The 12,700-nt window shown below is 31.8% G+C and carries 14 protein-coding genes; 11 read left to right on the forward strand and 3 right to left on the reverse strand.

Going from position 1 to position 12,700, the window contains the following annotated elements; all coding sequences use genetic code 11:
- Nucleotides 1-37: 37 nt before the first annotated feature.
- Nucleotides 38-1,402 (reverse strand): hypothetical protein, encoded by a 1,365-nt coding sequence (locus N4A31_03355; GenBank protein MCT4635270.1) that lies wholly within the window; start codon nt 1,400-1,402, stop codon nt 38-40.
- A gap of 477 nt (nt 1,403-1,879) precedes the next feature.
- Between N4A31_03355 and N4A31_03360 the strand changes: the two genes are divergently transcribed.
- Entirely contained in the window at nt 1,880-3,262 is a 1,383-nt protein-coding gene (locus N4A31_03360) for a glycosyltransferase (GenBank protein MCT4635271.1), read from the forward strand.
- A gap of 93 nt (nt 3,263-3,355) precedes the next feature.
- Here the strand turns inward: N4A31_03360 and N4A31_03365 are convergent, their stop codons facing one another.
- Nucleotides 3,356-4,057, reverse strand: coding sequence for an IS30 family transposase (locus tag N4A31_03365; protein MCT4635272.1), 702 nt, complete (start codon nt 4,055-4,057; stop codon nt 3,356-3,358).
- On the opposite strand from N4A31_03365, the gene N4A31_03370 reads away from it, so the two are divergent.
- Both N4A31_03370 and N4A31_03375 read left to right on the forward strand, forming a co-directional pair.
- Nucleotides 3,990-4,151, forward strand: a complete 162-nt coding sequence (locus N4A31_03370) for a hypothetical protein (GenBank protein MCT4635273.1) — start codon at nt 3,990-3,992, stop codon at nt 4,149-4,151. The genes N4A31_03365 and N4A31_03370 overlap by 68 nt on opposite strands.
- 335 nt (nt 4,152-4,486) lie before the next feature.
- Entirely contained in the window at nt 4,487-4,717 is a 231-nt protein-coding gene (locus N4A31_03375; protein MCT4635274.1) for a hypothetical protein, read from the forward strand.
- Nucleotides 4,718-4,738: 21 nt separating this feature from the next.
- Here the strand turns inward: N4A31_03375 and N4A31_03380 are convergent, their stop codons facing one another.
- Nucleotides 4,739-5,173 carry an XRE family transcriptional regulator gene (locus tag N4A31_03380; protein MCT4635275.1) on the reverse strand — a complete coding sequence of 145 codons (435 nt, stop codon included), beginning with the start codon at nt 5,171-5,173 and terminating at the stop codon, nt 4,739-4,741.
- 239 nt (nt 5,174-5,412) lie between these two features.
- On the opposite strand from N4A31_03380, the gene N4A31_03385 reads away from it, so the two are divergent.
- The 8 genes from N4A31_03385 (at nt 5,413) to N4A31_03420 (ending at nt 12,698) form a co-directional block, all read left to right on the forward strand.
- Nucleotides 5,413-5,709 carry a hypothetical protein gene (locus N4A31_03385; protein ID MCT4635276.1) on the forward strand — a complete coding sequence of 99 codons (297 nt, stop codon included), beginning with the start codon at nt 5,413-5,415 and terminating at the stop codon, nt 5,707-5,709.
- Nucleotides 5,710-6,008: 299 nt separating this feature from the next.
- Nucleotides 6,009-6,587, forward strand: coding sequence for a type IV conjugative transfer system protein TraE (locus N4A31_03390; protein ID MCT4635277.1), 579 nt, complete (start codon nt 6,009-6,011; stop codon nt 6,585-6,587).
- A gap of 19 nt (nt 6,588-6,606) precedes the next feature.
- Nucleotides 6,607-7,371, forward strand: coding sequence for a type-F conjugative transfer system secretin TraK (locus tag N4A31_03395; GenBank protein MCT4635278.1), 765 nt, complete (start codon nt 6,607-6,609; stop codon nt 7,369-7,371).
- Nucleotides 7,361-8,671 (forward strand): TraB/VirB10 family protein, encoded by a 1,311-nt coding sequence (locus tag N4A31_03400; protein MCT4635279.1) that lies wholly within the window; start codon nt 7,361-7,363, stop codon nt 8,669-8,671. The genes N4A31_03395 and N4A31_03400 overlap by 11 nt, the downstream gene beginning before the upstream one ends.
- A 43-nt stretch (nt 8,672-8,714) precedes the next feature.
- The gene (gene traV / locus N4A31_03405; protein MCT4635280.1) at nt 8,715-9,206 is read left to right on the forward strand and encodes a type IV conjugative transfer system lipoprotein TraV; all 492 of its coding nucleotides are present in this window, start codon (nt 8,715-8,717) and stop codon (nt 9,204-9,206) included.
- Nucleotides 9,207-9,287: 81 nt separating this feature from the next.
- A complete protein-coding gene (traC, locus tag N4A31_03410) occupies nt 9,288-11,618 on the forward strand; it encodes a type IV secretion system protein TraC (GenBank protein ID MCT4635281.1) in 2,331 nt (776 codons plus the stop codon).
- On the forward strand, nt 11,602-11,994 hold the full coding sequence (locus N4A31_03415) for a hypothetical protein (GenBank protein ID MCT4635282.1): 393 nt from the start codon (nt 11,602-11,604) through the stop codon (nt 11,992-11,994). Before traC ends, N4A31_03415 begins: the two co-directional genes overlap by 17 nt.
- Nucleotides 11,991-12,698 carry a hypothetical protein gene (locus N4A31_03420; protein ID MCT4635283.1) on the forward strand — a complete coding sequence of 236 codons (708 nt, stop codon included), beginning with the start codon at nt 11,991-11,993 and terminating at the stop codon, nt 12,696-12,698. Before N4A31_03415 ends, N4A31_03420 begins: the two co-directional genes overlap by 4 nt.
- Nucleotides 12,699-12,700: the final 2 nt, after the last annotated feature.

Below are 12,700 nucleotides of genomic sequence, written 5' to 3' on the forward strand. Positions count from 1 at the left end.
GGTACTTCTAGTAGTAATTAATACATGATGTTTTACTCTACCTGTTAGAGGAGGGTATGTAGGTTTTAATTAAAGCTCTATCTTGAACATTGTCAAAAATAAGCAATGTTTGTTTCATTTTCTTCTCTAACATTGTTTTTACTAGTATTGCTATTTCTTCATCGCTCTTTTTTTCTATATCTATCTCAAGGTCTTCTGCAAATTTTCTATACGCAGCGTCTATAGTAAACTTACTTTCAGCATCTATCCATCTAACTCTATAGTTATATTCGGATTTATATAGTTCCACATATTTTAATGCGGTTTGTGTTTTACCCATTCCTCCTAAACCGCCAATGATTTCAATAATTTTTTTTCCTTCTGTAAAATGATTATGAATGGATAAAAGTTTATCTTCTCTACCAACAAAACTGTCTACAGGAGTACGTTCTACATTGAAAAAATAAATCTCATTTGATGATTGTAATGCCTTTTGGCGCATCTGGTTTTCTTCTAATTCTATAATTCGTTTCATTAATATTTGGATTAAGTCTTCATGATTATCCAATAAATTGTTATGCTGATATACTGCATTTCTATATTTTTCTAGTTCTTCTTCAAATCCCATTAACTCCTTTCTCTGGGTTGTTAGAGCTGCTTCAGCCCTATCTAATCTAAAAATCTTAGAATCAAACACATAACCATTAAGTCCCTCGTAACTTATGTCTATGTCTGTTATAATTTCTTGAGAGATTTTACCTATTAAAACAATTTGTATGTCATCATGGAGATTGTATTTGGTTCTAATATAAAAGCTTAAAGAGGGTCTAGCTTCCTTATTTTTTAGGTAATTCTGGATATCTTCTTCAGATATAAATTTATAGTTTCTGCTTTCTTTAGCACTAGAAGTTTGACTTAGGAAGATGCTTTTAAGCCATCCATCTTTCTTTGTTATAGCTTCAGTAATTGATTGTTTGTTTATCTTTTTTATTTTGAATTTTCCACTTTTTATATGACCAAATAACTTCAACATAGTTATTGCTGCAAGCTTACTTATATCTTCGGCAGAATTTCCTTCATCTAGAAAGGATTCCATTTCAATGGCTGCATCCAAAATTGCCTCTGATAGAATTTTTTTTATTTGTGTAATGTGGGTAAGAGGGAAAAGATTATTTATTATTTCTGTTGCATCACTTTTTTCATAATATGTTCTTCTAAAGTTATCAATTAAAACTATAAAACTAGAAGTTTCACTAAGTATTGGAATCGTGCTTACATAACGTAGACTATTTTCTAAAGAGCTGGGGAGATGAGGTACATCAATTCCATCACTTTTCTTCCTATTTCTAATTATCTCTTCTAAACAATACTCTATAAATGTGTCGTGAAAATAGGTGAGTTTTTTTCTGTAAGTTAAAGTCATATAAATGTTCCTTATTTACATGGTTGTGGTTACTCCTTTAACTTTATTTATTGCGTTATGGAAAATTTAATTTGTAATAGTAAAAAATAATGATTTGAAAAGGTAATAAGGTTAGAATCGGTAAGTAAATCAATAAATCAAATATAGGATAGGAACTAAAAAGATATTTGCTCCAACAACGTAAAACTAGCTTACCTGCAAGTGATAACATACTTTCCTTCCTACATGCTAAACGCTATAGAATTAAGACGGACACACTGACGTGTATTATACGCGCAACGAGAGAGATAGTAAATAGATAAATTCAATCTATACAAGAGCACTAACTTTAATTCTTTAAATATAAAATATGCTTATAACTGACTTTTAATCAGTCAGGGGTAGTATCAGCTCTAATTTTATCTTTATACTTGCTTGAAGTGTAAACAAGTCGTATAAAGTTAGAAAATGTAAAGTAATATAAGAAGAAGAGAGAGTATGACTAACAATAATATTAAAGATAACTATTTGTATAAAGCAATTTATTGGTTAGAAGAAAAAAATCCTGAATACTCTTTGAGATTATTTATAGAGAGAATTTGTAATATTAATAAGGCCATTATTTATTTAATCATAGCTCTGGTATTAATGTTAATGATAACAATACCTGTAGCATATTCTAATGCTTTAGGAATAATTATTTTTGCTATTCTAAGTACGTTGTACATAACAGTGCAGTTATTTAAATTAGGTTTAGTAGTAACTGGAAGTATGAATAAGGATAGAAACAATAAAAATCTTAATTTACCTTATCAACTACCAATTTATAGTATTTTATTACCAGTAAATAAAGAGGGTAAAGTTTTAGCAAATTTAATAGAATCAATAAAAAAATTAGACTACCCTTCACATCTCCTTGATGTTAAGCTATTAATTGAAGAGTGTGATCAACATACCATAGAAGCACTTAATAAAATTGATTTACCAAAGTTCATTGAAGTAATAAAAATTCCATTTTCTTATCCCTTTACTAAACCTAAAGCTTGTAATTACGCTTTACAATTTACTAAGGGTAAATACGTTACTATCTACGATGCAGAAGATAAACCGCATCCACAACAATTAAAACAAGTAGTTGCTAAATTTGGTTGTAGTAGCAAAGATATTGTTTGTATTCAAGCAAGATTAAGTTTTTATAACCGAAATCAGAATGTACTAACAAATTTATTTTCCTTTGACTATAACTTGTTATATAGCTTCATATTACGTGGTTTAGAAAAATTAGGGCTCCCAATTCCCTTAGGTGGTACTAGCAATCACTTTATTAAGGAAAAGCTTCTGGAACTTGGTGGTTGGGATGCATTTAATGTTACCGAAGATGCTGATTTAGGAATTAGAATTTATCAACAAGGTTTAAAAACAAAAATAATTGATAGTCTAACGCTAGAGGAGGCGCCTATTTCAATGTTTTCTTGGATAAAGCAAAGATCACGTTGGATTAAGGGGCATATTCTAACTAGTTTGCTACATTTAATCAACGGTAATAATTTAAGTTTGAAGGCAAAAATAAGTATAGGTCTATATATATTATTACCAAATGTGCTATATATACCATTTCTGCCATATGTTTTCTTACACTATATATACGCTGACCATTATATGGACTTATTTTATCAACTTAATATTTACTTAGGAATAATCATTCCAATGGTCTATGCTCTAATAATAAAAGTTAAAGAAAAATGGTATGATTGTAAATTTGCAATACTAATTGCTCCAGCTTATCATTTCTTATTTTTAATAGCTAATATTATTGCTTGGTTACAAATATTTACTAAACCTTACTATTGGGAGAAAACAGATCATGGAGCAAGTAATTAGTATATAATTAAGGGTTTATAATAATAAAGTATTATATTGGATTGCCACAATACAAAATTGCTAGTTATGTTAACTTATGGCGGATTCAATAATCTAGCGCAACAAGATGTTTTTATGTAGTGCTTCAAGAGGTGTAAGATAGCCTAACACCTTAAGGGGAGTATTATTAATTATATTTTCCACCCAGTCAATATGTTCTGTAGAAACTCCTCTAACAGATGAGTTTTTTGGTAGCAAAGCCCTTACTCTACCATTCAAATTTTCTATAGCCCCCTTTTGCCAAGTAGAATGTGGATTGCAAAAGAAAGTCTGAGCAGATAATTCATGGTGCTTGGCAAATTCTTTTCCTCTATCAAAAGTGATGGATTTAAACTGATCGGTTAGAGTGTCTAAAGCGGAATTTATTTTGCTAATTACTGGATTACTTCCTTTACTTTGGTTGTACATTAGCTTGCTCCATCTAGTTTTTCTCTCATTGAGAGAAATTATATTTGTTCCTTTTGCTCCAGATATAATGAGTAAATCACCTTCAAAATGCCTAAACTCCGAACGATTGTTTATATATTCAGGTTTGGTCGTTATTGAGGTAAGACCAACAATAGTGTTTCTCTTTTGTTTGCGATGGAAAAATCCTCTAGCTCTCTTCTTGCGTCTAAGATAGGATGGTAAATTCAAAGATACTCCTTCCTCACCAAAAACAAATTTATAGATTGTTTCATGAGATGCTTTGAGTTTTAGCTCAGGAAATGCTTTAATTCGTCCAGAAATAGCTACAGGAGACCACCTAGCGTTAATGATTTTATCAATTACAAAATTGCGTAAGTTGCTGTTGAGAAATAAAGATTTGTTTCTAGATAACCCAGAAATAAATTTTGCTTCTAATAGTTAGGACAATAGATATCATTTATCTTCCCTCTCTTAATTTCTCTGGATATCGTTGATTTTGATCTATTCAAATATTTAGCAATTTTTGTTAGACTGGCTCCCAATTCTAAGTAATGACCAATCTTTTTCCTTTCTTCTAAGCTGAGTCTATTATAGTATTGCATTGTGATAACCTGTTCTTGTTTGTCGACAACTTAGGTTATCACACTTCCTCTCTAATCAAATACCACTTTAAAACTTTTTTGTTGCGCTAGATCTTTGAATTAACCCTTTATTAACTATTATGTGCTACAAACCCTTATCATTAAAATAACATTAATATATTAAGGAAGTAGTTTTATGAAAAGAAATATATGTTTACAGGTTCGTGGAAGAAATAATGTTTTGAAGGTATATAGTCTTTCTCATTATATGAATAATATAAGAAGTAACAAATTAAAGCATGCAGAAATCTTCGCAAAGTATAATTTGAGTCATGACTTAATGAGTTTAGCAAAAGTAATCGAGGTAAAAGAGGATCTCTCTTCAATAGAGCAGGAAATTCTGCTGTCTCTTCAAAAAAAGATTTAGAGTATTAATTAAAACCTATAACTAAAATTTACTGTTCTGAAAGAACCACTCAGCAAATTTTGTATCTAAAGATTGGTTATTATTAGTATAAGAATACTCATATATTTTATCTACTGTTTGTAATACATCTTTTAGTATAAGGTTATTCATTGATATCTTACTTTTACTATATTTTTTATTTATAAAAGTAATAACATCACTATATAACTCACCATTATATGGTAATTCGTTGATTTGTGTTGCAGTTTTTTTACTATCTAAAAGAAGTAAATCATCAACAGAACATCCAAGAGTTTTTGCTATTTTTACAATAGTTTCTAATCCAGGGTTCTTAGATTTATCAGCTAGGATATTGTGAATAGCGTTTCTGGATAACCCAGCTTTTTCCTCAATATTACGAACACTTGAATTTTGTGTCTCTACAAAATTATAAATTTTTTTCTTATCAATAATCATAAACTACTTGACCAACATACCGTTAAGTGCTACATATATGTAGCGCGATGACATACAGGTGTAGTAAATACATCAAATAAATGTAGTGTCACCTCGTTGTTTTTATTTTGCTTGTAAAGATAGCATGGAAGCAAAGGATCTACAACAAATTTTGTATTTATACTAACTATAAAAGGAAGGTTCATATTTTATAAGAAGCTACTTAATATCTTAATTTAATTAAAAGGAAATAACTTCAAATGCAAAAAAATATAAATAAAACAATTCATAAACATATTCTATCTTTTGGGATATGTGTTTCATTAGTCTCGTTCTCTTTAATAAGTCAAGCGACTGATGGCTCTTCGATGGGGTTGGTAAAAAATGTAATGGGTAGTATTACTGAGCTAATAAAAACAGAAGGAAAGCTAGGTTTACAATTTTTATCGGCAGCTGCAGGTGGATTAGCAGCGGCCAAAACTGTTAGCTGGCAACCATTGCTTGTTGGAGCGGGTGGCGCAGGTATAGTTGAGGTGCTATTTCAGGCCATTGGATAACATAAAACTATAGTTTGAAGGGGATAAAAATGCAATTCTTTACTATATTCCAGCACTTAGATGCGCCTAAAAGATACTCAGGTGCTACGCTATTTGAAATAGCTGTGGTTGGGGTAATAGTTTTGGTTGCATTTATCTTTCAATACTTAGCTGTAGGACTTTTTATAAGCTTAATAGCTTTTAGAGTCATAAGGGCGATAAGTCGATCAAGTAAGGTTAGTTATTACAAACGATGGATCTGGCTCTACTTGCAAGATTTAAAATCTGGACCAAATAAAAGTAGGAGGTATTTCTTTTAAATGGAGATTTCAGTTTCTGCAAATAAACAAAAGAGTCTTTTATTGCAGCGTAATATACTAGCTGGGTTGTCTGGAGTTACCTTATTAGGAAATTTAATTCTAGCTATTTGTGTATTTACTCAAGAGAAACAAACTTATGTTATTCCGGCACATTTTAATAAAGAAATGCTTTTAAGTAATAAACGACTATCTGTCAGTTATTTAGAGGAAATGTCAGTATTTTACCTTGATTTATTATTAGGTCTTAATCAAGGAAATATTAGTTATAACTCAAGTCTGATTTTAAGGCATATTCATCCAAGTTTTTATAATCATATAAGTCAATTTTTAGAAGATGAGCAAAAGCGTTATCAAGAATATCGTTTAAGCACGCACTTTAAGTTAACAAAATTAGATATAGACGATGAGAATCTAATTGCTGAGGCGAGTGGAGTACTAATTAGTTACTATGGCAACTCAGGTAAATCATCTGATCAAGTGAAGTATAGAATTGAATATGATTACAGTGCAGGGGTGTTAACTATCAAAAATTTCACGATCGTTAAAGATGTAAATAATAATTCGAGTTCTACAAAATGATATTAAGGAGCTACAATAAATGACATATAAATCATCAAAAATATTCAATCTAATATGTTTATTATCATTTTTACTTACTAGTGCATATGCTCTTGCTCAAGAATATATAATTCCTTTACAAGGTCAGGTAAAAGCGAATATTTCAGATAAAGGCATTAATAGGATCTCTGTTGAGAATGACCGCATAGCTCAAGTAATTGGCAATGAAGAAGAATATATAATTGAAAGTGATGCAAATTTAGGTCAGATATTCTTAACTCCCGCTTTGAAGTCTATAAAAGAAATTAGCCTGAGGCTAATAACTGAAAGAGAGAAGACAATAGATGTTAAATTTATAGTCAAAGATCTGGAGCCACAAACAATATATTTTAAGTATAAAAAAGAACTAGAAGCTCCTATCTATGATGTTAGTTCTTTGTATAGCTCAACTCCATCAACAGGCCATAAACAAGAGTCAAACAACCAGAATCAGAAGGTTATAGAGGCAATTAAGTTAGTTAATGGTAATAAGCTTAAATCAACAGATCTACCTAGTTTAAGCTGCCTTAACCATAATAAAAACTTAAAAGCCATAATGTTAGTAAAGGCTAGCCAATATAGTTTTGCAAAGCAAATGCTAGTTATTAAAGCTGAAGTAATCAATAAAAACAAATCATCTATTTACTTTAAAGAGCAGGATTTCGGTAATTGCATGAGATTCACCAATGCAGTCGCACTAACTAATAATCAACTTGATCCCAAAGAGAGCAGTATAATTTATTTGGTAGGTAAAGATGGAGAATAATGAGCAAAATTCAAACGCAGACGACTTAAGCGAATCAGCAGATTTAGATAATACAACTAGCGTTGACGAAGATAGTCAAGAGGAAGGTTTTGATAGTAGAAAGATCTATAAGGCAACAGTAAAGAAACTAGGGATTATAGGCTTAGTAGGTATTTGTATTATTGCCGTGGGTATGAATGCATTTAAAAGCAAAAAATCTAAAGAAAACCCAATATCAACCAGTCAAACTATGGATCTAGACGCTGGAAGCATGGCTGCAGATACAGATAAGATGTGGAGAAAGAATCTTGAGGATCAGCAAAGCGATCTAGATAAGAATTTAAAGGCTAAAATAGAGACCATTCAAAAAGAAATAAATCACAAAGTAACAGAAAATGACAAAAAAGAAGCTCAAGAAATCAGGTATTTAAAAGAGAAGTTAAATTTTATTCAAGCGGAACTAGATGTTAGGAACAATGATAATAACGATTTAAGCATAGGAGCAGCAGTTGAGAGAATACCAAGAATTACCCGTCATGTGGTTAACTTAAAAGATAGCAAGAATGATAAAGAATATGTGCCGCTAAAAACGGCAGATAATTATATACCAGCAGGAACAATGATTGAAGCTGCCACTTTAAATGGTTTAAGAGCTTCAACTTCAGTACAAAGTATGAGCAATCCGGATGAAATATTAATCCAATTAATTGATTACGGCATTCTGCCTAATAATTTTAGAAATAACTTAAAAGACTGTGTGATTGTTGCAGACGCTTATGGCGATCTATCTAGTGAAACAGTAAAGATACGCACTTCCAAACTTTCATGTATTGAAATTGAAAGTGGTGAATCTATAGAAACTGATTTGGTAGGGATGGTTGTTGGAGGAGATGGTTATGCTGGTATAAAAGGTACTATAGTTAGCATAGATCAAAAATATTTAGCTAATGCCTCTATTTTTGGAATTATGAGTGGAATAGCTGGAGTAGGGGTTAAAGATAGCGCAAGCTACAATCCATTTACTATAGGAACTGGAGCTACTACTGCAATGAGTGACTCAGATAGAGTACAAAACAACCTTCTTCAAGGAACAAGTAGCAGTCTAGATAAGTTATCTGATTATTACATTGCTCATGCAGAAAGAATACAGCCTGTTATAGAAATTGATCGAGGAAGATCAGTAACTGTTGCTGTTCTTAAAGGCGCTTATATTGGTACATCAGCTTTAAAGAAGAATGCTTCTAAAAGAAAAGATATCGAGTTAAAGCGTGCAGCAAATGAGAGTGAGCACAATTTAATAAATAGCATGGAAATAAAATAGAGTTAAAGGTCAGGTTATGGATATCAAATTGAGGGACAGACAAATGAAAAAGGAAAGAATATTAAGAAGCAATATGTTTAGTATTGGTTTAAGAATATTATGTTTAAGTGTCAGTATGCTTACCATAAGTGGATGTAATGTGCATAAGCCATCATTTGATTGTTCAAATGGACAGGGAATGGGCTGTGGATCAATGATTGGAGTACATGAATCTATTAAAGATAATAGTTTTGCTAAAGATAAAGACTCTTCTAAAGCCTTAACGCAAGAACCAGTTTGCAAGAGTTGTCAGAAACACAAACAATCCGATAACGACACAACCTCTTATGCCAATAGCAATTCAATTTTAGTGCAGGAGAATATAAACACAAAAGAACAATTGTCTAATCCTTTGATTTATAGAAGCACAGATAAGGTTATGCGTATTTGGTTTAATAGCTATTTTGATGAGACTAATAATTTCCATGGAGAACAATATATTTACACAGTGATTGAGCCCGCTCAGTGGGTAGTAGATAAGAGAGAAAGCTTATGAGTGCTACTAGCTATATTAAACAAATACTAAATCACTGCCAGAATCCTAATTCGAAGAGTGAATTACTTCCATATTTATTTTATGATAAGGACAATAATTTTTTTTATAAATAAGGGATCAGATGTAGGGTTTCTTTTAGAGTTAAATCCAATTGTTGGGGTAACTGAGGCTCTTTTAAAGCAATTATCTTTATTATTTGATGAGTTTTTGCCTGAGAATAGTTTTCTGCAGTTTATGATGGTGGCTAGTAGTGACATCAATAACATTACATACCCTTGGATGGAGCAGTATAAAGATGCGGATCCGCTGCTTAAGAATATAGCATCTAAGAGAGTAAAATACTTAAAAAGTTTGACTGAAGGAGGAGAGGGAGCATACAGAATCAAGAACTATAAGATTATAGTTAGTTTTTCTCAAAAGATAAAATATTCAAAAGCTGGAATTAAGGAATTAAATGATTTTCGCAGTCAGTTAGAAGCATTATTTTGTTCATGTGGTTTAGCTTTAAGAAGAATGGATGTATACGACTTTTTAAAAGTAACTGGGGATATTATAGCTCCTAAAGCAAAGGTTGGAGTATACAATGAGTATGAAAACTTAAACCAACAAATAAGTAAAGCAAGTCCAATTATGTTTGATGGCTATAAAATCAAGCACGGATCTCAAAAGCAGGGTCGGGGATATCTAAGTAAAAGCTATTGTTTTGAGCAAACTCCTAAAAAGTTCAGTCTTGATCTAATGATTAACTTGTTGGGAGATGCTTTAAGAGATAATTTGCAGATTCCAGGTAAGCTTATCTTAAGCTATACAATTAGTAACGACATATCTAATAAAAAGCAGGAAGTTCTAAAGGATAAGGGTGGAGCGGTTGTTAAGCAGGCAGATTCATATTTTGTAAAATTTGATAATCTCATAAAAAAGGAGGTTAGAGAATGGAGTGAAGCATTAGATTTAATAAATAATGGTAAAAAGCTATTATCTACCTCGTTTTCTATTTTATTGACTGAGAAAGTAGATGATTTTACAAGGGCTGAGCAGTATCTCACCTCTGTTTATGTAACCAATGGATTTAAGTTAAGACCATTAGACGGCTTTATGCTACCAGGATTTTTATCATGTTTACCTTTTGGGCCAAGCAGTGGAATCTTTAATCTTTTTAAGAAGCATGGTTTAGCTCAAACTACATTAAGTACTACTCCACTAGCTTTTTTACCAATTCATGGAGAATGGAAAGGTAATTCTAACGAAGGACTGCTACTTGCGGGAAGAAGAGGTCAGGCATTTACGATTGATCCATTCGTTGGAGAGTCAAATTATAACGTTAATGTAATAGGTCAATCTGGAAGTGGAAAATCTGTATTATTACAAGATATGGTATCTAACTTCTTGGCTAATGACACTAAGGTATTTGTATTAGACATAGGAAGAAGCTATGAAAAGCTCTGTAATTTATGCGGTGGAGACTTTATTGAGTTTAAGATGGATAGCAAGATCTGTCTTAATCCATTTGATAGAGCGATTTTAAACTCCAGTGAGGCTCAAGGTGATTTCTTAAGTTTAATTCTACCTATTTTATCTAAGATGGTAGCGCCTAAACGAGGTACAACAGATATCGAAGATTCTATTCTAGCTAGAGTATTACAGGAGACCTGGATGCTTAAGAAGAATAAGACAACGATTACTGATATTGCAAAAACTCTTCAAGCAGAGGGCACTGAAATATCAAGAGATTTAGCAACTATGTTATTTCAGTATTCAGACCAAGGTAGCTATGGAAGATTCTTTAATGGCAAATCTAATGTTGATTTTAAAAATCGCCTGACTGTTATTGAATTCGAAGATTTAAGAGAAAGAAAAGACTTATTATCTGTGATAATGCAGATGTTATCTGCTCAAATAATGACTCAGGTGTTTTCAGGTAATAGACAACAGCGTTTTGTTATTTTGTTTGATGAAGCTTGGTTTGCTCTTGAGTTATTCCCAGAGCTTTTAGCATCTCTAGCTAGAACTATTAGAAAATATTGGGGCAGTTTGATTTTAGGTACGCAATCAGTAAATGATTTCTATGTAAATGATACGGCTAAATCTATTTTAGAGAATTCAGGTTGGTTATTTATGTTAAAGCAAAAGAAAGAGTCTATCGATCTGTTAAAAGAATCTAAAAGAATGTCTTTAGATGAAGGACAGATAGGGTTAATAAAATCATTAAATGTTGTGCCAGGCAAATATTCGGAATGTTTAATTTCTTCTTCAAGCGGCTATGTGGTTGGCAGACTTATTCTTGATCCGTATTCAAAGATTTTATATTCAACTTCACCTAAAGAATTTGCAGGGGTTCAGAAGCTCGTTAAGGAAGGTCTAAGTGTTCATCAGGCAATAGGGGAGATTGCAGAAAATGTCTACGGAAAATAATAATAAGGATTGGTTCGTAAGATGGAAAAAAGAAACAGCTATTTTTGGCTGTGGGTTATCGATAGGAATATTCTTTATGTATTTGATGGTTGTTTTAAACGTCGTAAAGCCTGAGAGAACAAAATATGTCTATGTAGATGTAGAGCAAGTTATTTCTGTAGTTAATCAAAGTTTAAATAAAGAAATAGAAGCTAAGCGCGTAGGTGAGAGTCAGATTGATGAGAAATTATCTAAGGCAAAGGCTCAATTTGATCTTATTTTAGAAGATTATTCACTAAAAAATAATGCCATTGTAATTAGTTCTCATAAAGTAATAGCAGGGGCTGAGAATATTACTAAACAAATTACAAATAAAATATTAACGGGGATTAAATGAAGTGGTCCTGTATAGCACTCCCATTTGGCGTTTTTGGCATTATTTTAGTGGGTTTACTAATAAACTTTCTTATGAGTCTTGAAGTAAAAGCAGAGGATTTTGGTGTTTGGGGAGAATCTACAAAAATAGCTGAAGAAGGTTTTGAGGATCATATTGTTAAACAATTAGAGGCTTTAGGCGAAGATAAACTAAGAAGCCATCAAGAACTAATTAAGGATAAAATAGTGGCAAGCATAAAAAGACCAAGAGCGGTTGAGAATATTAGTAAAGCTTTGGATTATAGAGCAAGGTTATTTGATCCAGGCTTTGTAGTTGAAGAAAATATCTATGATCATAATAATCGACTGCTTTATCCAAGCGGGATGAGGGTTAATCCTCTAGAAAAGAAAAAATTCGAGGAAATATGGATATTAATTGATGGTGATGATGGGGCTCAAGTAGAGTTTTCTAGAAATTATCATGAGCCAAATACATTAAATAATAAAATAAAGAAGATCATTTTAGTAAATGGAGCTCCTGGAGCTCAGGAAGATGGTAGTTTCTTATTCTTTGATCAGAAGGGAGAGATTAGCAAAAGATTAAATATAACTAAAGTTCCAAGTGTAATTAGACAATCTCCAAATGAGTCTCTGATTCTTATTGAAGAAATAGCTTTAGATGAAGAAGGGAAAGAAGTAAAGAATAGTGAAAGAGAGGAGGTCTAGAG

This window comes from Rickettsiales bacterium, from assembly GCA_025210695.1.
In the GTDB taxonomy this organism is placed as follows: Bacteria; Pseudomonadota; Alphaproteobacteria; order Rickettsiales; family CANDYO01; genus CANDYO01.

What these genes read in the sequence shown, in the direction of transcription:
- N4A31_03355 (MCT4635270.1), bottom strand. Translation starts at nt 1,402, where the DNA reads ATGACTTTAACTTACAGAAAAAAACTCACCTATTTTCACGACACATTT.
- N4A31_03360 (MCT4635271.1), top strand. Translation starts at nt 1,880, where the DNA reads ATGACTAACAATAATATTAAAGATAACTATTTGTATAAAGCAATTTAT.
- N4A31_03375 (MCT4635274.1), top strand. Translation starts at nt 4,487, where the DNA reads ATGAAAAGAAATATATGTTTACAGGTTCGTGGAAGAAATAATGTTTTG.
- N4A31_03380 (MCT4635275.1), bottom strand. Translation starts at nt 5,173, where the DNA reads ATGATTATTGATAAGAAAAAAATTTATAATTTTGTAGAGACACAAAAT.
- N4A31_03385 (MCT4635276.1), top strand. Translation starts at nt 5,413, where the DNA reads ATGCAAAAAAATATAAATAAAACAATTCATAAACATATTCTATCTTTT.
- N4A31_03390 (MCT4635277.1), top strand. Translation starts at nt 6,009, where the DNA reads ATGGAGATTTCAGTTTCTGCAAATAAACAAAAGAGTCTTTTATTGCAG.
- N4A31_03395 (MCT4635278.1), top strand. Translation starts at nt 6,607, where the DNA reads ATGACATATAAATCATCAAAAATATTCAATCTAATATGTTTATTATCA.
- N4A31_03400 (MCT4635279.1), top strand. Translation starts at nt 7,361, where the DNA reads ATGGAGAATAATGAGCAAAATTCAAACGCAGACGACTTAAGCGAATCA.
- traV (MCT4635280.1), top strand. Translation starts at nt 8,715, where the DNA reads ATGAAAAAGGAAAGAATATTAAGAAGCAATATGTTTAGTATTGGTTTA.
- traC (MCT4635281.1), top strand. Translation starts at nt 9,288, where the DNA reads ATGATAAGGACAATAATTTTTTTTATAAATAAGGGATCAGATGTAGGG.
- N4A31_03415 (MCT4635282.1), top strand. Translation starts at nt 11,602, where the DNA reads ATGTCTACGGAAAATAATAATAAGGATTGGTTCGTAAGATGGAAAAAA.
- N4A31_03420 (MCT4635283.1), top strand. Translation starts at nt 11,991, where the DNA reads ATGAAGTGGTCCTGTATAGCACTCCCATTTGGCGTTTTTGGCATTATT.